20 protein-coding genes are annotated in these 22156 nt (G+C 70.9%); 7 read left to right on the forward strand and 13 right to left on the reverse strand.

The genetic code is table 11. The features are described from left to right. Window positions 1–60 precede the first annotated feature (60 nt). From AB0J76_RS10545 to AB0J76_RS10555, 3 genes are read left to right on the forward strand one after another with little or no spacing between them, the layout of a single operon-like run. Window positions 61–738, forward strand: a complete 678-nt coding sequence (locus AB0J76_RS10545) for a TetR/AcrR family transcriptional regulator (RefSeq protein WP_352324876.1) — start codon at window positions 61–63, stop codon at window positions 736–738. Then, on the forward strand, window positions 698–2185 hold the full coding sequence (locus tag AB0J76_RS10550; RefSeq protein ID WP_352324875.1) for an AMP-binding protein: 1488 nt from the start codon (window positions 698–700) through the stop codon (window positions 2183–2185). Before AB0J76_RS10545 ends, AB0J76_RS10550 begins: the two co-directional genes overlap by 41 nt. Continuing rightward, window positions 2182–2910, forward strand: a complete 729-nt coding sequence (locus tag AB0J76_RS10555; protein WP_352324874.1) for an enoyl-CoA hydratase/isomerase family protein — start codon at window positions 2182–2184, stop codon at window positions 2908–2910. Before AB0J76_RS10550 ends, AB0J76_RS10555 begins: the two co-directional genes overlap by 4 nt. 62 nt (window positions 2911–2972) lie before the next feature. On the opposite strand, the gene AB0J76_RS10560 is transcribed toward AB0J76_RS10555, so the two are convergent. From AB0J76_RS10560 to AB0J76_RS10575, 4 genes are all read right to left on the reverse strand, one after another. Further along, window positions 2973–3608, reverse strand: a complete 636-nt coding sequence (locus tag AB0J76_RS10560; RefSeq protein ID WP_352324873.1) for a PH domain-containing protein — start codon at window positions 3606–3608, stop codon at window positions 2973–2975. Continuing rightward, window positions 3605–4678, reverse strand: a complete 1074-nt coding sequence (locus tag AB0J76_RS10565) for an adenosine deaminase (RefSeq protein WP_352324872.1) — start codon at window positions 4676–4678, stop codon at window positions 3605–3607. The genes AB0J76_RS10560 and AB0J76_RS10565 overlap by 4 nt, the downstream gene beginning before the upstream one ends. Window positions 4679–4811: 133 nt before the next feature. After that, entirely contained in the window at window positions 4812–5162 is a 351-nt protein-coding gene (locus tag AB0J76_RS10570; RefSeq protein ID WP_352324870.1) for a cupin domain-containing protein, read from the reverse strand. 5 nt (window positions 5163–5167) lie between these two features. Next, window positions 5168–5770, reverse strand: coding sequence for a hypothetical protein (locus tag AB0J76_RS10575; RefSeq protein ID WP_352324869.1), 603 nt, complete (start codon window positions 5768–5770; stop codon window positions 5168–5170). Between the two features lie 124 nt (window positions 5771–5894). On the opposite strand from AB0J76_RS10575, the gene AB0J76_RS10580 reads away from it, so the two are divergent. Next, the gene (locus AB0J76_RS10580; RefSeq protein ID WP_352324867.1) at window positions 5895–7649 is read left to right on the forward strand and encodes a hypothetical protein; all 1755 of its coding nucleotides are present in this window, start codon (window positions 5895–5897) and stop codon (window positions 7647–7649) included. 66 nt (window positions 7650–7715) lie between these two features. Here AB0J76_RS10580 and AB0J76_RS10585 read toward each other — a convergent pair whose 3' ends face one another. Next, window positions 7716–9074, reverse strand: a complete 1359-nt coding sequence (locus tag AB0J76_RS10585; RefSeq protein ID WP_352324866.1) for an MFS transporter — start codon at window positions 9072–9074, stop codon at window positions 7716–7718. A 135-nt stretch (window positions 9075–9209) separates the two neighbouring features. Here AB0J76_RS10585 and AB0J76_RS10590 point away from each other — a divergent pair, with 135 nt between their 5' ends. Continuing rightward, entirely contained in the window at window positions 9210–9605 is a 396-nt protein-coding gene (locus AB0J76_RS10590; protein WP_352324865.1) for a MarR family transcriptional regulator, read from the forward strand. Between the two features lie 79 nt (window positions 9606–9684). Here the strand turns inward: AB0J76_RS10590 and AB0J76_RS10595 are convergent, their stop codons facing one another. From AB0J76_RS10595 to AB0J76_RS10620, 6 genes are all read right to left on the reverse strand, one after another. Further along, complete coding sequence (locus tag AB0J76_RS10595) at window positions 9685–10956, reverse strand: thymidine phosphorylase (RefSeq protein ID WP_352324864.1); 1272 nt, start codon at window positions 10954–10956, stop codon at window positions 9685–9687. Window positions 10957–10958: 2 nt separating this feature from the next. After that, entirely contained in the window at window positions 10959–11354 is a 396-nt protein-coding gene (locus AB0J76_RS10600; RefSeq protein WP_352324863.1) for a cytidine deaminase, read from the reverse strand. Beyond that, window positions 11351–12640, reverse strand: coding sequence for an ABC transporter permease (locus tag AB0J76_RS10605; protein WP_352324862.1), 1290 nt, complete (start codon window positions 12638–12640; stop codon window positions 11351–11353). The genes AB0J76_RS10600 and AB0J76_RS10605 overlap by 4 nt, the downstream gene beginning before the upstream one ends. Beyond that, window positions 12637–13779 carry an ABC transporter permease gene (locus AB0J76_RS10610; RefSeq protein ID WP_352324861.1) on the reverse strand — a complete coding sequence of 381 codons (1143 nt, stop codon included), beginning with the start codon at window positions 13777–13779 and terminating at the stop codon, window positions 12637–12639. Before AB0J76_RS10610 ends, AB0J76_RS10605 begins: the two co-directional genes overlap by 4 nt. Further along, complete coding sequence (locus tag AB0J76_RS10615) at window positions 13779–15386, reverse strand: ABC transporter ATP-binding protein (protein ID WP_352324860.1); 1608 nt, start codon at window positions 15384–15386, stop codon at window positions 13779–13781. Before AB0J76_RS10615 ends, AB0J76_RS10610 begins: the two co-directional genes overlap by 1 nt. 95 nt (window positions 15387–15481) lie before the next feature. Beyond that, window positions 15482–16552: a BMP family ABC transporter substrate-binding protein gene (locus AB0J76_RS10620; protein ID WP_352324858.1), complete on the reverse strand. Its 1071-nt coding sequence runs from the start codon at window positions 16550–16552 to the stop codon at window positions 15482–15484. A gap of 289 nt (window positions 16553–16841) precedes the next feature. On the opposite strand from AB0J76_RS10620, the gene AB0J76_RS10625 reads away from it, so the two are divergent. After that, window positions 16842–18722, forward strand: a complete 1881-nt coding sequence (locus tag AB0J76_RS10625; protein ID WP_352324857.1) for a Xaa-Pro dipeptidyl-peptidase — start codon at window positions 16842–16844, stop codon at window positions 18720–18722. 47 nt (window positions 18723–18769) lie between these two features. Here the strand turns inward: AB0J76_RS10625 and AB0J76_RS10630 are convergent, their stop codons facing one another. Then, the gene (locus AB0J76_RS10630) at window positions 18770–19993 is read right to left on the reverse strand and encodes a M20 family metallopeptidase (protein ID WP_364389280.1); all 1224 of its coding nucleotides are present in this window, start codon (window positions 19991–19993) and stop codon (window positions 18770–18772) included. A 486-nt stretch (window positions 19994–20479) separates the two neighbouring features. On the opposite strand from AB0J76_RS10630, the gene AB0J76_RS10635 reads away from it, so the two are divergent. Next, a complete protein-coding gene (locus tag AB0J76_RS10635) occupies window positions 20480–21871 on the forward strand; it encodes a peptide ligase PGM1-related protein (protein WP_352326811.1) in 1392 nt (463 codons plus the stop codon). On the opposite strand, the gene AB0J76_RS10640 is transcribed toward AB0J76_RS10635, so the two are convergent. Further along, complete coding sequence (locus AB0J76_RS10640; RefSeq protein ID WP_352326812.1) at window positions 21843–22073, reverse strand: SCO4848 family membrane protein; 231 nt, start codon at window positions 22071–22073, stop codon at window positions 21843–21845. The two genes, AB0J76_RS10635 and AB0J76_RS10640, sit on opposite strands and share 29 nt — an antisense overlap. Window positions 22074–22156: the final 83 nt, after the last annotated feature.

A 22156-nucleotide genomic window follows, 5' to 3' on the forward strand; every position in this document is an offset into this window, starting at 1 on the left:
TTTCTAGGGACATGGGGTATTTTCCAGCGTAAGAAGCAACCGAACGTTCGTTAGGTCGCCATGGACGTGGACCCACTGCTCCGGATCAGGACGGCCGCGGTGCGGCTCTTCGCCCAGCAGGGTTACGCCGCCACCGGCATCAGGGACCTGGCCAGGGCGGTGAACCTGACCAACGCCGGCGTCTACCACCACGTCCACAGCAAGGAAGCCCTGCTGGCCGACCTCATGCGGACCGGCCTGCAAGGACTGATCGACTCGACCGCCCGCGTCCTGGCCGGGGCCACGCGTCCCGCCGACCGCCTCGCCCTGCTGATCACCTCGCTCACCGCCCTGCACGCGCTCACCCCCCTGACCAGCCGCGTCATGGACGGCGAGCTCCGCTCCCTGACCCCCGGCTCGCCCGCCCACACCGAGGTCATCGCCCTGCGTGACGCCTACGAGAGCCACTGGAAGAGCGCCCTGGCCGACGGCGTCGCCGAGGGCGTCTTCCACGTCGCCGACCAGAAGCTGACCCGTCTCGCCCTCATGTCCATGTGCACCGGCACCAGCGAGTGGTACCGCCCCGACGGGGACTCGACGCTGGAGCAGGTGTGCGCGGAGTTCGTCACGATCGGCCTGGCCGCCGTACGCGCCGCCGGCCCGGTCGTGGCGCCCCTCGATCGACGCCTGCTGCCCGTCTTCCCGTGGGAGCCGCCGGATGCACACCACGATCCCCGACCTGCTGAGGCACGCCGCTAGCACGTACGGCGAGCGCGAGTTCCTCCGTTTCCCCGCTTCCTCACCCGCCCTCCCGGCGACCTCGCTGAGCTTCGCCGAGGCCGACGCCGTCTCGGGCCGCCTGGCCCGTGCGCTGGCCGCCCAGGGGGTGCGCCCCGGCGACCGGGTGGCCGTCATGCTGGACAACGAGCCGTGGTGGCCGTTGAGCTGGTTCGCCGTCCTGAAGGCGGGGGCGGTCACCGTCCCCGTGAACGTGCGGTACCAGGCGGCCGACCTGGAGCACGTCCTGCGCGACTCCGGCGCGGTCGCCACCCTGACCGGCGCGGAGCACGCCGCGCGCGTGCCGGGCGTGGTGCACCTCGTGGACGAGCTAACGGACGGCCCACCTCTCGACATATCCCTCAGCGCGGACAATGTCGCCAATTTTCAGTACACGTCGGGGACGACCGGCTTCCCCAAAGCCTGCCTGCTCACCCACGACTACTGGGTCAGGACCGCCCGCATCGTCGCCGACCTCGTCCGCCTGCGCGACGACGACGTCCTGCTGATCGCCCAGGCGTACTCGTACATGGACCCGCAGTGGACCACCCTGGTCTGCCTGCTCGGCGGCATCCCGCAGGTGGTGCTCCCCCGCTTCTCCGCCTCCGGCTTCTGGCCCGCCGTCCGGGAGCACGGCGCGACCCTCACGTACGTGCTGGGCACCATGCCCCTGCTGATGCACAAGCAGCCGCCGAGCCCCCTCGACCGCGACAACCGGATGCGGCTCGTGCTCTGCTCGGGCATCGCCCCCGGCCTGCACCGGGCGTTCGAGGAGCGCTGGGGCGCGCCCTGGCGCGAGCTGTACGGCTCCACCGAGAGCGGCTGCGACCTGATGGCCGACCCGGACGCCGACGACACCGTCGGCACCGGCGCGCTGGGCACACCGCCGCCCGGCAAGGAGGTCCGGCTCGACGAGGAGACAGGCGAGATCCTGGTCCGCGGCACACCCATGATGACCCGCTACTGGAACCACCCCGAGGCCACCGCGCACGCCTTCCGCGGCGGCTGGTACCACACCGGCGACCTCGGCATCCGGGACGCGCGAGGCCGCATCCGGCACGCCGGGCGGCTGAAGGACATGGTCCGCAGGGGCGGTGAGAACATCTCGTGCGCCGAGGTCGAGAGCGTGCTCGCCGGGCATCCCGCGGTCCTGGCCGCGGCCCTGGTGCCCATCCCCGACGACCTCTTCGGCGAGCTGCCCAAGGCGTTCCTCCAGCTCCGCCCCGGTCACGCCGCCGACGCCCGCACGGCCGCCGCCGTCATCGCCCACGCCAGGGAACGCCTGGCCCGCTTCAAGGTCCCGGCGTACGTGGAGTTCGTGGAGTCGTTCACGCTCACCCCGTCCGCCCGCATCGAGAAGCGTCACCTGCTCCGCCCCGGCCGCGACCAGCGCGCCGCCCCCGCCATCCCCACGGAGGACCCGGCATGATCGACGTGACCGTACGCGACGAGGTGGCCCTGATCACCCTCGCCCGTCCCGAGAAGCTGAACGCCCTGACCGCGGGCATGCGCAAGGACCTGGCCGCGGCCGTCCGCGAGCACGGCCGCACCGCCAGGGGCATCGTGGTGACCGGCGCCGGCCGGGCGTTCTCGGCGGGCGAGGACATCGCCGAGGCGGCGGGCCGGCCGCTGGAGGCGGAGGTCGAGCTGTTCCACGACATGACCAGGGCCGTGCTGGAGACCCGGGTGCCGGTGGTGGCCGCGGTCAACGGCCTGGCCGTCGGCGGCGCCGCCGAGTGGACGCTCTGCTTCGACACCCGCATCGGCACGCCGGCCGCCGAGTACTTCTTCCCCGAGAACCACCTCGGCCTGTCGATCTCGAACGCCGCCAGCCACCTGCTGCCCCGGCTGGCCGGCGGCCGGGCGCTGCGGCTGGTGCTGGACTCGGCCCGGCTGAGCGCCGCCGACGCGCTGGCGGCCGGGCTGCTGGACGAGCTCGTGCCCGCCGAGGAGCTGGTGGAGGCGGCGATCGCGCGGGTGCGCCACTGGACCCGGCCGGGCACCGCCACCGCCGTGCACCTGGAGCTGCTGCGCCCGCCACTGGCCGAGGTCGAGCGCGCCTTCGAGGCCGAGACCGTGGCCGCCCGGCAGGTGGAGCAGGCGGGCCTGGCCCAGGCCGGCATGACCCGCTTCCTGACCCGCCGAACCCCCTGACCCACCGGCCCTGTCGTCTGCCGGCCCCTGCCCGCGGCCCTCGCCTTCGGGCCGGGGGGCGGTCAGGCGATGACGATGGCGGCGATGATCAGGGCGATCGCGACCACGAGGACGGCGATCGAGTCGTAGGACCAGGTGACCTTGACCGGTGCCGCCGGGGCCGCCGGGGCCGCGCGGCGGTGGGCGGCCTCGGCGCGGTCGCGGATCTGGTCGCCCACGAAGTCGGCGTGGGTCTTGCCGGTGAACGCCTCGGCGGCGGCCTGCTCGGCCTTGCTGACCGTGGCCTCGACCCGGAACCGGCCACCCCGCTGGGGCTTGGGCACCCCGCGCCGCTGCGCCTTGGACCGCTCTCTGGCGCTGCTCATGGGCGTCCACAACCGCAGCACCCGCTCGTCGCCGCCCTCGCCGCCGTAACGGACGGCGATGGAGTGGGTGACCGTCACCTCGCCCACGGACGCCCACGGCAGGAACGTCGTGCGCAGCGGGTTGCGGGCCAGCAGCCCCTCCTCGCCGACCACGGTGGCGGGCCGGACCGCGATGGCGTACACGAGCGCCGTCATCGCCCCGAGCACGGCCAGCGCCACCATGGACGGCTTGCCGTTGTAGTGGGCCGTCAGGTCCCACACGTTGAACGCCACGAAGACCAGCCAGGCGCAGCCCAGCACGAACCCGGTCTTGGACCGGTAGGTGTGTTTCACGGCTGCCACTTGATCTGCGCGAACCCCGGCTTGATCACGCCGTTGATCAGCGCCAGCCGCTCGTCGAACGGGAGGAAGGCCGACTTCATCGCGTTGACCGTGAACCACTGCAGGTCGTCCCAGCCGTAGCCGAACGCCTCGACCAGCTTGGCGAACTCGGCGGACACGCTCGTCGAGCTCATCAGCCGGTTGTCGGTGTTGACGGTGACCCGGAAGTGCAGCCTGCGCAGCAGCCCGATGGGGTGCTCGGCGATCGAGTCGGCGGCCCCGGTCTGGAGGTTGGACGTGGGGCACATCTCCAGCGGGATGCGCTTGTCGCGCACGTACGCCGCCAGCCGCCCCAGCTTGGCCGACCCGTCGCCGGCCACGGTGATGTCGTCGATGATCCGGACGCCGTGGCCCAGCCGGTCGGCGCCGCACCACTGGATGGCCTGCCAGATCGACGGCAGCCCGAACGCCTCGCCGGCATGGATCGTGAAGTGCGCGTTCTCCCGCTGGAGGTATTCGAAGGCGTCGAGGTGCCGGGTGGGCGGGTAGCCGGCCTCGGCCCCGGCGATGTCGAACCCCACGACGCCGACGTCGCGATAGCGCACGGCCAGCTCGGCGATCTCCATCGAGCGCGCCATGTGGCGCATCGCGGTCAGCAGCGTGCCGACCCGGATGCCGCGCCCCTGCGAACCCAGCGTGAACCCTTCGAGCACCGCCTCCACCACCTGGTCGAGGCTCAGCCCCATGGTGGTGTGCTGCTCGGGCGCGAAGCGCACCTCGGCGTAGACCACGCCGTCGTCGGCGAGGTCGCGGGCGCACTCGGCGGCCACCCGGACCAGGGACTCGCGGGTCTGCATGACCGCGACCGTGTGGTCGAAGGTCTCCAGGTAGCGCTCCAGCGAGCCGGAGTCGGCGGCCTCCTCGAACCAGAGGCGCAGATTGTCGGGGTCGGTGGAGGGCAGCCGCCCGTAGTCGATCTCCCGTGCCAGCTCGACGATCGTCTCGGCGCGCAGCCCGCCGTCGAGGTGATCGTGCAACAACACCTTGGGAGCCTGCCGGATCTTGTCAAGCGTGGGGCTCATCTGGCCATGATATGAGCACACTCCTCCGCCGCCGCACACGTCGCGCCCGCCTGTGGACAACCCTCCCGGCACACCCGTGAGGCACGCCACGTCAGTTGGGGCCGGTCAGTCGCGACCGGTCAGTCGGGGCCGGTCAGTCGCGGCCGGCGCTCTCCGGCGTGAAGGCGGGCAGGCACACGGCGACGTACTCGGCGCCGTCGGGGCCCACGCTGTAGCGCACCTTCTCCCCCGGCGACGTCACCACCGACTGGCCGGCGCCGACCTCGACCGTGCCGCCGTCGTGCTCGACGAGCAGGCTGCCGCGCAGGACCACGGTGTACTCGGTGAACGACGGGGTCTGGGCGGGCTCGGCCCAGCCGGGCGGGGCGGTCATGTGGGCGATCGAGACCTGCTCGTCGCCGCTGTTGACGCGCCCCACGTGCTCATCGATGATCTTGCCGCCGGGGACGGGGATGCGGGTAGGGCCCTCGATCTTTCTCACCACGGGCTTCAGTGTGCCACGTCGAGCACCAGCCGGCTCGGCGCGGACTGCTCCTTCACCCGGAAGCCGGCCCGGCGGGCCAGCGCCAGGCCGACGCCCACGCGCCCCTCGAAGTCGCCGGTCCTGACGACGTGGGAGACGTTCCTGAGACCGGCCCGGTAGACGGGCCCGCCCTTCCAGGTGGGGTAGCCGTCGTCGTCGTGGGCGTTGGCGGGGAAGAGGGTGAGCTGCAGGTACGCGCCGCCCTGGACGCCCATGGGCTCGCCGGAGCCGTCCTGGAGGAATTCGTCGACCCATTTCACCTTGTATCCGGGGATGTCGCCCTTGAGGTCGATCACCACCCGGTCGTAGCCGTCGTGGGTCGCGTACCGGACGCCGGTCACCACGGCCGGGTCGAGGCCGTCGCGCTCGACGTCCACCTCGGCGGTGCTGGTGGGGACGTCCGAGGGGGCGCTGCGGGGCGTGGCGGTGCCGGGGCCGGTGTCCGCGGGGGTGTCCAGCCGGGCGGTCTGCGAGGAGGTGCCGCACGCGGTCAGGACGGCGAGGCAGGCGAGCGGGACGGCGAGCCGAAGGCGCGACGACCGGTCGCCGGCCGGGGATGACGGGCGCATGCCCGGTAGATGCCCAGCCCACGGGCCTGCAAGCGGCTCGGCGGCGGATCGGAGCGGGTTTCCCCGGCACTTCCGCGGAGCCGGGACTGCCTCTACGCTGATCAACCTCCAAGGAGTCATACAAGTGAGCAAATCCCACGACTTATCGGCATTTCTGACGTCTTATGGGCCTTCTTTCGCTCGCACGGCCTACCTGCTGACGGGCGACGCGGACAAGGCGCGCGAGCTGGCCACCGCGGCCCTCGTCGCGTCCTGCCGCCGGTGGTCCGCGATCCGCTACCACCGCCCGGCCGACGCGGTGCTGCGCGACCTCTACGGGCGGTTCCTGGGCGCGACGGGCGCGCCCTGGCCGCTCCCGGAGGGCCATCTCCTCGCCGGGCTCGCCCCGCGGACCCGCGCGGCCGTCGTCGCCACCTTCCACGACGGGCTCAGCCTGCCGCACGCGGCCCAGGTCACCGGCCTGTGGACCGGCGCGCTGGACGACGAGCTGCGACGGGCCCGCACCCAGCTCCGCGCCACCCACCCGACCCTGTTCGAGAACCCCCCGGACTTGCCGAAGGACCTCGCGACCCCGTCCGAGGACGGCGACCAGCCGGGGAACGGCGCGATGTCCCTCTTCCCCTGGACGCTCGGCCCCGCTCCCGAACCCACCTCCCCCTGGGCGCTCGGCCCCGCTCCCGAGCCGCCCGCCCCGACGGCGGGCATTCACGACGCCGCCCCCGGGGATCCGGCCCTGCGGGCCGCCCTGCTCGGGCTGGCCGCCGGGATGCCGCGCGCCGACGTCGCCGGCCTCGCCGAGACCGTCCTGCGCCGGGTCGCGGCGCGGCGCAGGATCCGGGCGTCGGTGTGGACGCTCGCCTCCCTCGGCCTGGTCGCCACGATGGTCACGGCGATCGTCGCGGGGCTGTCCGCGGTGGCCGACCGCATGGACGAGGCGACGGACCGCTCCCCCTTCGCTCCCGGGACGCGGGCCCCCGCCCAGGAGATCCGCGACCCGCTGCCCGCCGCGCTCCCCGACCCGGTCCGCTTCGCCTACACGGGTTACTGCCGCGACGCCGAGGCCGACGTCCACGACCCGCAACCCTGCGGCCAATGGGTGCTCACGACCAGGTCGGGCGCGGAGTGGCGGCTGCCGGACGCGCGGGCCGGCTACGACCCGGCCACCGGCGAGTCCATGCCGCTGGCCCTCAGCCAGGACGGACACCGGCTCGTCTACCAGAACCCGCAGGGCCGTTACCTGGTCCACGACCTGCCCACGGGCGTGGTCAAGCGCATCGACGCCACGGCCGGGGACGGCGAGGCGCACATCAGCTCGTCCCGGGACGGCCGCTACTTCGCGCTGTCCTTCGGCGACGCGGACGACAGCGCGGTGCTCGACTTCCGCACGGGCGCGACCCGCACGGTACGCGGCGCGCACGTCGAGATCCTGGCCGTCCACGACGACGGCACCCGCGTGGTCGCCGAACGCCGGGACACCGGCAGCGTCCCCGGCCACGCCTCCGTCAGCACGCTGCGGCTGGACGGCGCGGGCACCCGTACGAAGGGCTTCCGGATCGACCCCGCCCTCATCGAGCACGGCGCCGCGCTCGCCCCGGACGGCCGCTCCCTGGCCCTGGTGACGGCCGACGACCGGCTGGTCACCATGGACGCCCGCACCGGCCGCGTCACCGGCCCGCGCCCCCGCCTGGACGCCGACGGCCTCGAAGTGATCAGGGTGGAGCGCTGGCTGAGCCGCGACAAGGTCCTCGTGCGCCTGTGGGACGAGGAGGACGTCCACCTGGTCCAGGTGGACGTCCGCACCGGCGAGAGCGCCGACCTCGGCGACTCGGCGACGGAGTGGATCGACTACTCCGACCCGCTCGGCGCCCTGGAGAAATGAGGAACCTGGAGAAACGAGGAAGAGGGCCCCGCCCCCGGCGGAACCCTCTTCCCGATCACAGGCGGGTCAGACGGTCTCGAAGACCTTCGCGTCCGCCGCCTCGACCGCGGCGGCCTTGCGCGAGCGCAGCCCGGTGGCCGAGATCACCAGCCCGACCAGGGCCAGCACCAGCGCGACCACGATCGCCGAGCGCAGCGCGCCGATCGACAGCGTCTCGCCGCCGGAGGTCAGCACGGCGGTCACCACGGCCAGCACGATCGCGCCGCCGACCTGGCCGGAGGTGTTGAGCAGCCCGGAGGCCAGGCCCTGCTCGTCGTCGTCCACGCCGGTGGTGGCCTGGATGTTCAGCGAGGGGAAGGACAGGGCGAACGCGATGCCCAGCAGGACCATGCCGGGGAGCACCATGCCGCCCAGGCTCGGCGTCTCGTCGATGCCCAGGAAGATCGCGTAACCGCCGGCCAGGGCCGCGGCGCCGATGACGATCAGCTTGCCGGTGCCGAACCTGTCGGCGAAGTCGCCCATCTTGGTCGAGCTGACCGCGACGAGCAGGCCGGCGGGCAGGAACGCCAGGGCGGTGCCGAGCGCCGACCAGTGGAGCAGGTTCTGGAAGTACTGCATGGCCACGAACTGGAAGGCCACGTACGAGCCCATCAGGATGAGCAGCCCCAGGTTGGCCCGGACGATGTGCCCCGAGCGCAGGATGCCGAGCCGCACCAGCGGGTGCTTCATCCGCAGCTCGGTGAAGACGAACAGGCCGAGCAGCACCGCGACGGCCACCAGCGAGCCGATCGTCTGGAACGAGGCCCAACCGGCCTCGGGAGCCTGCACGACGGTGAAGACCAGCAGCAGCATCGAGGCGGTGATCAGCACGGCGCCGACGAGGTCGTGGCCGCCCTCGGCCCGCTCCTCCCGGCCCTTCGGCAGCACCGCCAACGCGGCGACCAGCGCGATGACCGCGACCGGCACCGGCATGAGGAGCGTCCACCGCCAGCCGATCTCGGTCAGCAGGCCGGAGAGCACGAGGCCGAGCGAGTAGCCGCTCGCGCCGCAGGCGGTGAAGATGCTCAACGCCTTGTTGCGCTCCGGGCCCTCGGGAAACGTGGTGGTGATGATCGACAAAGCGGCGGGCGCGGTGAACGCGGCGGCCACACCCTTGACGAACCGGGCGGCGATCAGCAGGCCCCCGTCGTCCACGACACCACCCAGCAACGACGCGACGGCGAAGACGCCCAGAGCGACCAGGAAGACCCTGCGCCGCCCGAGCAGGTCGGCGGTCCTGCCCCCGAGCAACAGAAGACCGCCGTAGCCGAGCACGTAGCCGCTGACCACCCACTGCAGGGAAGACGTGCTGAGGCCCAGATCGTGCTGGATGGCCGGCAGGGCGACACCGACCATGGAGACGTCAAGGGCGTCAAGGAAGATCACTGCACAGAGCACGGCGAGCGCGCCCCAACGGGATGAGGAAGAGGACATGGGTCAGAACAATACATGCACCAGCATCTAATGCAAGCGCATTTAATGCCGTTGCATGAATCTTCTCGAGATGGTAACCTCCGCGACATGGACGAGGAGTTCGTGGTCGAGACCTGGCATTACGTCCTGGCCAAACACGCGAAGGCCATGTGCGCGCTGGAACGGGAGCTGGGCGAGCAGCACGGGCTCGGGCCCAGCGAGTTCGAGGTGCTCGACCGGATCGTCCACCACGACAGGAAGCTGCGCATCCAGGAGCTCTGCGAAGAGGTCCACCTGAGCCAGAGCGCCCTGTCCAGGGTCGTGGCCAGGCTGGAGAAGAGCGGGCTCGTCACCCGCGGCACGTGCGACTCCGACCGCCGGGGCGTGTTCGTCTGCATCACCGACGAGGGGCGCGCCCGGTACACCGAGGCGCTGCCCACGCAGCGCGCCGTGCTCGCGGGCGTCTTCACCGACGTGCCCGAGGTCCCCGCCGTCACCACCTAGCCGGTACGCGGCCGGGGAGAAGCGGCGGCGGCCGTCCCCGGGCAGGGGTCCGGCCGCCGCGCAGAAGTGCTTCCGGTGGTCAGCCGATGCGGTCGATGACCAGGGGCAGCAGCTCGCGCCCCGACTCGGCGACCTCGTAGCCGCCGTCCAGCGCGTCCAGCGCCCGCTCGAACCTGGCCGTCTCGTCGGCGTGCAACGTCAGCAGCGGCTGGCCCTCGCGCACCAGGTCGCCGGGCTTGGCGTGCAGCACGATCCCGGCCCCGAACGACACCGGGTCCTCCTTGCGCGCCCGTCCGGCGCCGAGCCGCCAGGCGGCCAGCCCCACTGCGTACGCGTCGAGGTGGGCCAGCACACCGGACGACGGCGCCGCCACCGTCATGCTCTCGGCCGCCCGCGGCAGGACCGCATCGGGATTGCCGCCCTGGGCGGAGATCATCCGCCGCCACGCGTCCATGGCCGAGCCGTCGCGCAGCGCGTCGGCCGGGTCCTTGCCGGAGACCCCGGCCGCCGCCAGCATCTCGCGCGCCAGCCGTACGGTCAGCTCGACCACGTCGGACGGCCCGCCGCCGGCCAGCACCTCGATCGACTCCTCGACCTCCAGCGCGTTGCCCACCGCCCGGCCGAGCGGCCGGTCCATGGCCGTCAGCAGGGCGACCGTGCGCACGCCCGCGTCGCTCCCGAGCGCGACCATGGTCTCGGCCAGCTCGCGGGCGCTCTCGGTCGTCTTCATGAACGCCCCGGAGCCCACCTTCACGTCGAGCACCAGCGAGCCGGTGCCCTCGGCGATCTTCTTCGACATGATCGACGAGGCGATCAGCGGGATCGACTCGACCGTGCCGGTGACGTCGCGCAGCGCGTAGAGCTTCTTGTCGGCCGGGGCCAGCCCGGAGCCCGCCGCGCAGACCACCGCGCCCGCCGTGCGCAGGACGTGCAGCATCTGGTCGTTGGAGAGCGAGGCCAGCCAGCCCGGGACGGACTCCAGCTTGTCCAGGGTGCCGCCGGTGTGCCCGAGCCCGCGCCCGGACAGCTGCGGCACGTACGCCCCGCACGCGGCCACCAGGGGCGCCAGCGGCAGCGTGATCTTGTCGCCGACGCCGCCCGTGGAGTGCTTGTCGGCCGTGGGCCGGTCGAGCATCGACCAGTCCATGCGCTCGCCTGACCGGATCATGGCCTGCGTCCAGTCGGCGATCTCGCGCCGGTTCATGCCGTTGAGCAGGATGGCCATGGCCAGGGCGGACATCTGCTCGTCGGCCACGTCACCGCGGGTGTAGGCGGCGATCACCCAGTCGATCTGGGCGGTGGTGAGCTCGCCGCCGTCGCGCTTGGCGCGGATGACCTCGATGGCGTCCATGGTCACGAGCTCCTGCTGAGGTCGTCGGGGCCGAACGCGTACGGCAGGATCTGCGCCATGCGCTTGGGGCCGTCGACGGTCTCGACCAGCAGGTTCTCCCCGCCGAACTCGTACAGGAGCTGACGGCAGCGCCCGCACGGCATGAGCAGCTCGCCGTGGCCGTCCACGCAGGTGAAGGCCACCAGCCGGCCGCCGCCCGACATCTGCAGCGCCGACACCAGGCCGCACTCGGCGCACAGGCCGAGCCCGTACGAGGCGTTCTCGACGTTGCAGCCGGTGACGATCCGGCCGTCGTCGACGACCGCCGCCGCCCCCACCGGGAACTTGGAGTACGGCGCGTAGGCGTTGCGCATGGCCGTCGCGGCCTCGGCGCGCAGGCCGTCCCAATCGATGTTCAATGTTGATCCCCCCGACGGAAGCGTACGCCGTCGGCCTTCGGCATCCGCAGACGCTGCGAGGCGACCAGGAGCACGAGCAGCGTGAGCACGTGTGGCGTGATGAAGACGAACTCGCCCGGCAGCGTCTCCACGGTCCGCCAGAGCCAGAACAGCAGGAGCGCGCCCACCGCCGCGGCGGCGATCACGGTGTAGTCCTTGACGCCCCTGGCCACGATCTCGGCCGGCTGGCTCGGCGCGACCAGCCTGCGGATCTGCAGCGCGAGGTAGACCACCAGCAGCAGCGCGCCGAACAGGAAGAACGTGGTGACCGCGTTGGTCTCGCCGGAGCTGCGCAGCTGCAGGCCGCTGGCGTAGCCGAACAGGGACGAGCCGGCCGCGAGCCCGCCGGGCCGCCAGTTGCCGAAGATCATGGCCGCCAGGCCGATGAAGCCGCGTCCCTGGGTCTGGCCCTCGACGTACTTGTTGGAGACGAACACCAGGAACACGCCGCCGAGCCCGGCGAACGCGCCGGAGATGACGACCGCCAGATACTTGATCCGGTAGACGTTCACGCCCAGCGACTCGGCCGCCCACGGGTTCTCCCCCGCCGACCGCAGCCGCAGCCCGAACGACGTGCGCCAGAGCACCAGGTACGTCACCGGCAGCAGCAGCACGGCCAGGATGACCAGCGCGTTCACGTCGTGGGTGAGCCCGCGCAGGATGCCGGCCAGGTCGGAGAGCAGGAACCAGTGGGTGCTCTCCAGCTTGCCGAGCAGGTCGGGACCGGACGACAACACGGGCAGGCTCACCTCGGGCGCACCCGAGCTGATCGCCGGCGAGGTGGTGATGCCGGCGCCCTTCGCACTGGCCGAGGTGCCCTCGCCGTAGAGGACCTCGGACAGGAAGCGGGTGATGCCGGGGCCGAGCAGGTTGATGGCGACGCCGCTGATGATGTGGTCGACGCCGAACGTGACGGTCGCGATCGCGTGGATCAGCCCGCCGAGCGCGCCGCCGAGCAGCCCGGCGACCAGCGCGGCCACGGCGCCCCACTGGTATCCGGCCCAGCCGGCGAACCAGGTGCCGAGCACCATCATGCCTTCGAGGCCGATGTTGACCACGCCGGCCCGCTCGGCCCACAGGCCGCCCAGACCGGCCAGGCCGATCGGCACCGCGAGCAGCAGCGCCGCGTTGAACGTGCCGGAGGAGGTCAGGTCGTCCTGGCCGGAGATGATCCGCACCAGCGACAGCAGCAGGATGAGCGCGGCGACGCCGAGCAGCGCCAGATGGTATTTGCCGACCCTGCTCATGCTGCCACCTCAACCGGTCTGTTCGTGTCGAGCTGCCGGGCGGCCCGCTGCTCCTCAAGCCGCATGGCGATGCGGTTGGTCACCTCGTTCGCGATGACCACCAGCAGGACGATGACGCCCTGGATGATCGTGATGACCGACGACGGCACGTCCGCGATCTGCAGCGCGCCCTGCGCCCGGTCGAGGAAGGCGAACAGCAGCGCGGCGATCGCGATGCCGACGGGCTTGTTCCTGCCCAGCAGCGCCACCGCGATGCCGAGGAAGCCGAGACCGGCGGTGAAGTTGGAGTTGAAGGCGCCCTTGTCGCCGAGGATCTCGGGCAGGCCGATGAGCCCCGCGATCGCGCCGGACAGCACCATGGCCGCGATGACCATCTTCTTCGGGTTGACGCCCGAGGCGAAGGCGGCCGGCCCGTTGAGCCCGCTGGCCTTGACGTTGAAGCCGAAGCGGGTGCGCTCCAGCACGACCCAGACCACCACGCCGAGCACGGCGGCCACGAGCAGGAAGCCCCACACGCCGCCGCCGCGGGTGGGCGCCGGCAGCCCGAACCAGTCGAAGACGAAGTTCAGGTTGGGGAACATGGCCGACTCGGGCAGCTGCGGCGTGGTCGTGGTGAGCTGGCCGGCGGCCCGCTCACCCGTGAACGGGCCGCGGACCAGGTAGGAGGAGAGGGCGATCGCGATGTAGTTGAGCATGATCGTGGAGATGACCTCGTTGACGCCGCGGGTCACCTTCATGATCGCGGGGATCAGCGCGTACGCGCCGCCCACGACCGCCGCGACGACGATGATCACCAGGATCTGGATCGGCTTCGGCGCGGTGAACGTCGAGCCGATGAAGGCCGCGCAGATGGCCGCGATCCGGTACTGGCCCTCGACGCCGATGTTGAAGAGGTTCATGCGGAAGCCGACCGCCACCGCGAGACCCGCGATGAACAGCGGCACCGCCCTGTTGAGGAAGGTCGCGATGCTGTTGGACACCACGCGCTCGGTCGACCCGAAGTCGAAGAAGGCGGCGAACGCGTCGATCGGGCTGGCGCCCGCCGCGATGATCGCCACGCTGGAGATCGCGATCGCCAGGACGATGGCGACGACGGCGCCTGCGACGGTGAGCAGCGCCCGGTTGAGCCCGGCGGGCATCACGTCTCCTCAGTGCCGGCGATGGCGCCGGTCATGTAACCGCCAAGCCGCTCGGGCGTGACGTCGGAAGGATCGAGTTCGGCCACGAGCCGGCCGCGCAGGATGACCCTGAGCGTGTCGGACAGGCCGATCAGCTCGTCGAGGTCGGCCGAGATCAGCAGCACGGCCAGGCCGGCGGCCCGCGCGTTGCGCAGGTGGTCCCAGATGGCGGCCTGGGCGCCGACGTCCACGCCGCGGGTGGGGTGGGCGGCGATGAGGAACGAGGGCTCGCCGCTCATCTCGCGTCCGACGATCAGCTTCTGCTGGTTGCCGCCGGACAGGGCCAGGGCCAGGGTGTCCACGCTGGGGGTGCGCACGTCGTACTCCTTGACGATGCGCTCGGTGTCGGCCTTGGAGGCGCGGCGGTCGACCCAGATGCCGCTGCGCGCCGGGGGCCTGGTCTGGTGGCCGAGCACCCGGTTCTCCCACAGGGACGCCTCCAGCAGCAGGCCCTGCCGGTGACGGTCCTCGGGGATGTAGCCGATGCCGGCCTCCCTGCGCCTCAGCGTGGACCAGGCGCTGATGTCCACGCCGCCGAGGGTGATCGTGCCGTGGGCGGGACGCATGCCCATGATCGCCTCGATCAGCTCCGACTGCCCGTTGCCCTCGACGCCGGCGACGCCCAGGATCTGGCCCGCGTGGATGTCGAAGGAGACGTCGTCGAGGATCAGGCGCTTGCCCTCTTCGCGCAGCTTGTCGACGTACAGGTCGGCGGAGGTGCCCCGGGGGACGGGACGGAAGCCGTCGGCCTCCATCGTCAGCCGCGACACGCTCAGCGTGACGCTCTCGCGCACGGTGGACTCGCGGGTCTCCGGTGTGGGCAGCTCGCTGCCGACCATCAGCTCGGCGAGCCGGCGGGCGGTCACCTCGGCGGGGTTGACGCTGGCGACGGTGGTGCCGCGGCGGATCACGGTGATCGCGTCGGCGATGTTCAGCACCTCGTCGAGCTTGTGCGAGATGAAGATGACGGTCAGGCCCTCGGCCTTGAGCTCGCGCAGGTTCTCGAACAGCTCCTCGACCTCCTGCGGCACGAGGACCGCCGTCGGCTCGTCGAGGATGAGGATGCGGGCGCCGCGGTAGAGGACCTTGAGGATCTCCACCCGCTGGCGGTCGCCGACGCCGAGGTCCTCCACCAGCGCGTCGGGGTCGACGCGCAGGCCGTGGCTGCTGGCCAGCTCGGCGATGCGGGCCCGCGCCCTGCCGCTGTCGAGCAGGCCGGCCCTGGTGGGCTCGGCGCCGAGGACGATGTTCTCCAGCACGGTGAAGTTGTCGGCCAGCATGAAGTGCTGGTGGACCATGCCGATGCCGACGTCGATGGCGTCGCTGGGGGTGCGGAAGCTGACCTCCCGGCCGTTGACCCTGATCGTGCCCTCGTCCGGCTTCTGCATGCCGTAGAGGATCTTCATCAGGGTCGACTTGCCCGCGCCGTTCTCCCCGACGATCGCGTGGACCGTGCCGGGTTCGACGGTGATGCGGATGTCGTGGTTGGCGACGACGCCGGGGAAACGCTTGGTGATGCCCTCCAGCTCTACGGCGGGTTGCACCGCGGCGAGGGTGTCCGAGCTCATTTCGCCTCTCCTAGAGCATGGGGGGCGGACGGGGCGGATAGCCAGAAGGCCCGAAGTGGGGACTCCGGGCCCTCGGTCGTCCGTTCCTACCCAGATTACGGCTTGGACGGAACCGTGATTTTGCCGTCGACGATGTCCTTCTTGGCAGCGTCGAGCTTGTCCTTGATGTCGTCGATCTCGCCACCGGTGGTGGACAGGCCCACACCGTCGACCTTGAGGTCGTAGACGGTGTTGCTGCCGCCCTTGGCGCCGCCCTGGAAGGCCTTGACGAACTCGAAGACGCCGACGTCGACGCGCTTGAGCATCGAGGTCATGATGACCGACTGGAGGTCGGTCTCCTTGACCGTCTGGCGCTGGTCGGAGTCGACGCCGATGGCCTTCTTCTTGGCCGCGGCCGCCGCCTGGAACACGCCGAGGCCGGAGTCGCCGGCGGCGTGGTAGACGATGTCCGCGCCGTCCTGGTACATCTTCTCGGCCGCGACCTTGCCCTTGTCGGGGGCCTTGAAGCCGGAGAAGTCACCGTCGGGGGTGAGGTACTTGATGTCGATCTTGATGTCCGGCTTGACCGACTTGGCGCCCATCACGAAGCCCGCCTGGAACTTCTTGATCAGGTCGTTCTCGACGCCGCCCACGAAGCCGACGTGGCCGGCCTTCGACTTGGTCGCCGCGGCGACGCCCGCCAGGTAGGAGCCCTGCTCCTCGGCGAACAGCAGGCCGGTGACGTTCGGGGCGTTGGAGGCCGAGTCGACGATGGCGAACTGCACGTCGGGGTACTCGGCGGCGGTCTTCTTGACGTCGTCGCCGTAGGCGAAGCCGACGGCGACGATCGGGTTGTAGCCCGCGTCCGCGAGCTGGCGCAGCAGGTCGCCGCGGTTGGAGCCGTCGGCCGCCGGGCTGAGCTCCTTGATGTCGGCGTTCAGCTCCGTCTTGGCCTTCTCCAGGCCGGCGTAGGCGGCGTCGTTGAACGACTTGTCGCCGCGGCCGCCGACGTCGAACGTCAGGCCGACCTTCAGGCCGCCCTTGGGGGCCTCGCTGCCCGCGCCGGAGCTCGGCTGCGTGCTCGCCGAGGTGCCGCCACCATCGCCGCCGCCGCAGGCCGCGGCCGCCATGAGCATGACGCCGGCTACCGAGCCGACGGCAATCCTGCTGAATCGCTTGCCGAGCAAGGCGACTCCTTCCATTTCCTCCGCCGTCGAACTTCATCGCAGGCGCGAAGAAACGTACGGCACCTGCACGGAAGATAGTTGCTTGACCAGGGCAGACCAAACCGGCACACAGGGTCGCAACCGCTCCGTTATCGACATCAAGCGCGTCCGTGACCTGAATCTGGGTTCAGGCACTTGGGACGGCCTGCGGAAAGTTTTGCCCAAGTTTGGTATGGAAGGGGCCCTTGCCGAGCGGTCGATCATGGCAGAGATTCCGATCAACGGTGGAAATTTCGTATCGGAGCCCCGTATGCAGCCTTGGAAGACACTGGCCGTCCCGCTGGTCGCGATCCTCGCCGTGACCTTGGGCGGGCCCGCCCCGGCGACGGCCGCCACCCCTACCCTCAAGATCGAGAACCACGCCACCCAGCCCGTCTTCTCCCGCGCCGACGCCGTCAAGCAGACGGTCTTCGTCGAGGTGGCCGGGACCGACAGCGACGACGACGGGCAGCCCGACCGCGTCGCCATGGACATCCTGCGCCCCAAGGAGACCGACCAGGGCCTCAAGGTCCCGGTGATCATGGAGGCCAGCCCCTACTACGCCCCCGGCAACGACGTGCCCAACCACCCGGTGGACGTCGACGCGAACGGCAACCCGCTGCCCACCCTGAAGTCCCTGTCGAACAAGCTCGCCGGCGAGCCCTTCGACGGCTACTACGACAACTACTTCGTGCCCCGCGGCTACGCCATCGCCCTGGTCGAGAACGTCGGCAGCGCCCGTGCCACCGGCTGCCCGTCCACCGGCGACCGGAACGAGACCGCCGGCCCGAAGGCCGCCATCGACTGGCTGAACGGCCGCGCCCGCGGCTTCGACGCCGACGGCAACGAGGTCAGCGCCACCTGGTCCACCGGCAAGGTCGGCATGATCGGCGTCTCCTACAACGGCACCCTGCCCAACGCCGTCGCCTCGACCGGCGTCGAGGGCCTGAAGACGATCGTGCCGATCGCCGCCATCTCCAGCTGGTACGACTACTACCGGGCCAACGGCGGCGTCCTGGCCCCCGGCGGCTACCAGGGCGAGGACCTGGACGTCCTGGCCAAGTTCGTGCTGACCAGGGACCGCGGCTTCGAGGTCTGCGGCGCCAAGATGGACGCGCTGACCGCGAGCCAGGACCGGATCACCGGCGACTACGGCCCCCTCTGGGACGCCCGCAACTACCTCAACGACGTGGACAAGGTGAAGGCCAGCGTCTTCCTCGTGCACGGCCTCAACGACTGGAACGTCAAGACCAAGCAGTTCGCCCAATGGTGGTACGCCCTGGCCGAGCGGCACGTGCCGCGCAAGATCTGGCTGCACCAGGGCACCCACATGAACCCCTTCAACCTGCGCACCGCCGAGTGGCTGCGCCAGTTGCACGGCTGGTTCGACTACTGGCTGCAGGGCATCGACTCGGGCATCATGCGCGAGCCGCAGGCCGACGTGGAGATCGGCGTCGGCGAGTGGCAGCAGCACGCCTCCTGGCCGCTGCCCGGGGCCACCACGGTCGCGCTGCACCCGGCCGCCGGCGAACGGCTCGGCCTGCTGCCCCGGCCGCTGTCGCCCGCGGAGTCCTTCGTGGACCAGAGCGCGCGGACGGCCGAGCAATTGGTGGAGGCGACCGGGCCGGACCCGAACCGGCTGGCGTACCGGACCGGCGAGCTGCCCGCCGACGTGCGCATCTCCGGCACGCCGACGGTCTCCGTGCGGGCCTCGTTCAAGGACGGCGCCTCGCCGTACCTGACGGCCTTGCTGGTGGACTACGGCACCGACGTGCGCCCGGACGGCACCCTGCTGTCGACCGGCCAGAGCTACTGCTACGGCGAGGGCGTCCCGGGTGACACCGGCTGCACGACGCTCAGGCGGCTCGGCACGGCGACGACCGCGTACAAGATCGTCTCCAGGGGGTGGCTCGACGTGCGCAACCGCCACCGCGCCGACCGCACCGAACCGTTGCGCCCCGGCAAGGAGTACACCTTCACCTGGGACTTCCAGCCCAAGGACTACCTGTTCAAGAAGGGCCACCGGCTGGGCCTGGTGATCATCTCGACCGACCGCGACTACACCCTGCGTTATCCGGCGGGCACCCGGGTCACCGTGTCGCCGGGACACTCGTCCCTGCGGCTGCCGGTGGTGTTCGGCAGGCTCGGCTGACGTGCCGACGGCCCGCCGCGCGACGCGGCGGGCCGTCGGAGCGGCGCTCAGGCCATGGCGTTGCTGATGGAGTCGATCGGGCCGACGTCCCACAGCGCGGTCAGCGCGGTGGCGGCCATCACCCGCACGCCCATCGCGATCGCCTTCTCGTCGACGTCGAAGGTGCCCTGGTGGATGTCGTACGTGACGCCGTCGGGCGAGCGCGTGCCGAGCCGGGCGAACGCGCCGGGGATCGACTCCAGGTACCAGGCGAAGTCCTCGCCGCCGAGCGACTGCTGGGTGGGCACCACCGCGCCGGCCCCGAGGGCCCGCTCGGCCGCCTCGGCCAGCATCTCGACGCTGACCTCGTCGTTGACGACCGGCGGCACACCGCGCGTGTAGTCCATGACGGCCTCGACGCCGTACGCGCCGGCGACGGACTCCAGCAGGGCCTTGATCAGGTCGGGGGCGGCGTGCCAGGCGTTCTCGTCGAGGCAGCGGATCGTGCCCTCGGCGATGCCGTCGTCGGGGATGGCGTTGGCCGCCGAGCCCGCCTCGACCCGGCCCCAGACGAGGCTGAGCGAGGAGCGCGGGTCGATCCGGCGGGAGAGCGCGGCGGGCAGCTCGGTGAGGATCTTGGCCAGGGCGAAGACCAGGTCGGCCGTCAGGTGGGGACGGGCGGTGTGGCCGCCGGGACCGGAGACCCTGACCACGATCTTGTCGCAGGCCGAGGTGATCGGGCCGCTCCGCAGACCGAGCTGGCCGACGTCGACGCGCGGGTCGCAGTGGAGGCCGAAGATGCGGTCGACGCCGCTGATGCCGCCGTGGGCCATGACCTCAAGGGCGCCGCCGGGCAGTTCCTCGGCGGGCTGGAAGATCAGCCGCACCCGGCCGGGCAGCAGCCCGGCCGCGGCCTGCTGGGCCAGGAAGAGCGAGGTGCCGAGCAGAACGGTGGTGTGCACGTCGTGCCCGCAGGCGTGGCACGCGCCGGGGACGGTGGAGCGGTAGGGCACGTCCTTCTCGTCCTGGAGCGGCAGCGCGTCGATGTCGGCCCGCAGCGCGATGGTCGGCCCGTCGCCGCTGCCCACGTCGCAGATCAGACCGGTGCCGCGCGGCAGCACCGAGGGCGTCAGCCCCGCGGCGGTCAGCCGGTCGGCGATGCGCTGGGTCGTGCGGTATTCGGCGAAGGCCAGCTCAGGATGCATGTGAAGGTCGCGACGGAACGCCACCAGCTCCTGCTCGATCTCCGCCAGGAACGCGTCCAGCTCTCCCCGCAGCTCACGTCCCCGCATATGTCACCATCCATCCCGTCGAGGCCGCGCGTCCCACGCACGGACGGCGGCTCATGACGCTCTCGAAAAAGTCCATCCTGCGGCAGCCACCTGGTTGAGGCGGCCGTTCGGCGAAACAAAAGCCACACCCGTAGGTTTCGGTGCGAGATCGTCAGCACGGGCTTCGCGTTCATCGGTCGCAGCAGCCCGGGTGCACGACGGTAAGCCGCGAGCCCGGTGGCGATGCTTCTGACTTTATCGCTCCCGTGCGCCCTCGCGCCGACAGATACACCAAAAGTTGGCCGACGGCATGCCCGTAACCGCAGGTGGTCACGTTCCGCACATGCCTACCTGATCCGGAAAATAGTCACAAGGGATCATTAGATGGTGACCCGATGTCGCCACTTCCAAACGTGCTCACCGATTTCGAATCCTGTCACCTTCTGTCATGGTCATGACACTTTGGCGCTTGCTGCATTTGTGAAGAATGCGTGTTTCACTCGCTATATGATCACTAATATCCCGTTCGGGGAGAAGTATGCCGGGTTGAGCATCTTCAAGCCGAGCGAGGGGACCCTGGTGGTCGTACCCTCGCTCTCCCTGCCGCAGGACGAGCTGCGCCGCATCACGGCAGCCCGATCGTACGAGGAGCGCCTGCTCTTCCTCCTCCTGACGCTCCGGGAACCCGGGGTCAAGGTGATCTACCTCTCCTCCGCTCCGATCGATCCCGACATCATCGACTACTACCTCGGCTTCCTCCCTGACCCGGACGACGCCGCCAAGCGCCTGGAGCTCATCAGCCTCGACGAGCCCTGGTCGCAACCCCTCACCCGGACGCTGCTGCGCCGACCCGACGTCCTCGACCGGTTACGGTCGGCGATCGACGCCGACACCTGGCTGGTGCCGTTCGTCCTCAGCGAGACCGAGGAGGAGCTGGCCGCGTCACTCAACGTCCCCATCTACGGACCCGCCACCGCGCTGGCCTACTACGGCTCCAAGAGCGGCGCCCGCGAGGTCGGGCACGAGGCCGGCGTGCCCATGGCGCGCGGTTTCGGCGACGTGCACAGCATCATCGCGATCGACGAGGCCATCGACTCGCTCCCCGGCGAACGGGTGATCGTCAAGCTCAACGACGGCTACTCGGGCCTGGGCAACGCCATCGTCGACAAGGCCGACCGCTCGCTGACCCGATTTTCGGCGGCCGGGGAGACCTGGACGAGCTTCACGACGAAGATCAGGGAACGCGGCGCGGTGGTGGAGGAGTTCATCGAACATCGCCCGCTCTACTACCCGAGCGCCCTGGCCCGAATCACGCCCGGCGGGCACGCCGCCGTGCTGGCCACGCACGACCAGGTGCTCGGCGGCCCCAACAACGACGTCTACCAGGGCTGCACGTTCCCCGCCGCCCCCGAGTACCGGCACGAGGTGGGCGAGTCGGCCGAGCGCATCGCCGCCATCCTGGCCGAGCGGGGCGTGGTCGGCCTGTTCGGCATGGACTTCTTCGCCCTCAAGGCCGACGCCGGCTACGCCGCGCTGCTGTGCGAGATCAACCTGCGGATCGGCGGCACGACGCACCCGTACGGCGCGGTGGTGCTGACGACCGGGGCCAGGTACGACCCGGCCACCGGCCTCCTCATGGCCGGGGACCAGCCCAAGTACTACACCGCGACCGACAACTGCTCCTCCTCCTGCCTGCGTGGCCGCACGCCGGGCGAGGTCATGCGCACCGCCCGGCGGCTCGGCATCGGCTTCGACGCCGACCGGCGCACGGGCAACGTCTTCCACCTGCTCGGCGCCATCCCCGAGTACGGCAAGCTGGGCTTCACCTCCATCGGCGACTCACGCGAGGAGGCCGACGAGCTGCACGCGCTCACCCGCCGCCTTCTCTGCGACGCCTGATCCCCGCCTCACGCAGTCCGCGCCACCCGATCACCGCCAGCACCGCACCGAGGATCACGTTGACCCCGATCAGGATCCCGTGCACGACGTAGAAGCCGGTGGGATGTCCGTCGGCCAAGTTAAACCCGAGGTTGATCCACTCGACGATCATGAACACGCCGAGGATGACGAGGAAACCGGCGATCTTTGGTGACATGGTCATCTCTCCAGTATCGAAGGCGGATCATCCGGGGAATGTGTCGCCACATGGGCATTCACACGGAGCTACGCTGAGACCGCCATGTG

The sequence above is a fragment of the Nonomuraea sp. NPDC049624 genome (genome assembly GCF_040675255.1).
Lineage (GTDB): Bacteria > Actinomycetota > Actinomycetes > Streptosporangiales > Streptosporangiaceae > Nonomuraea.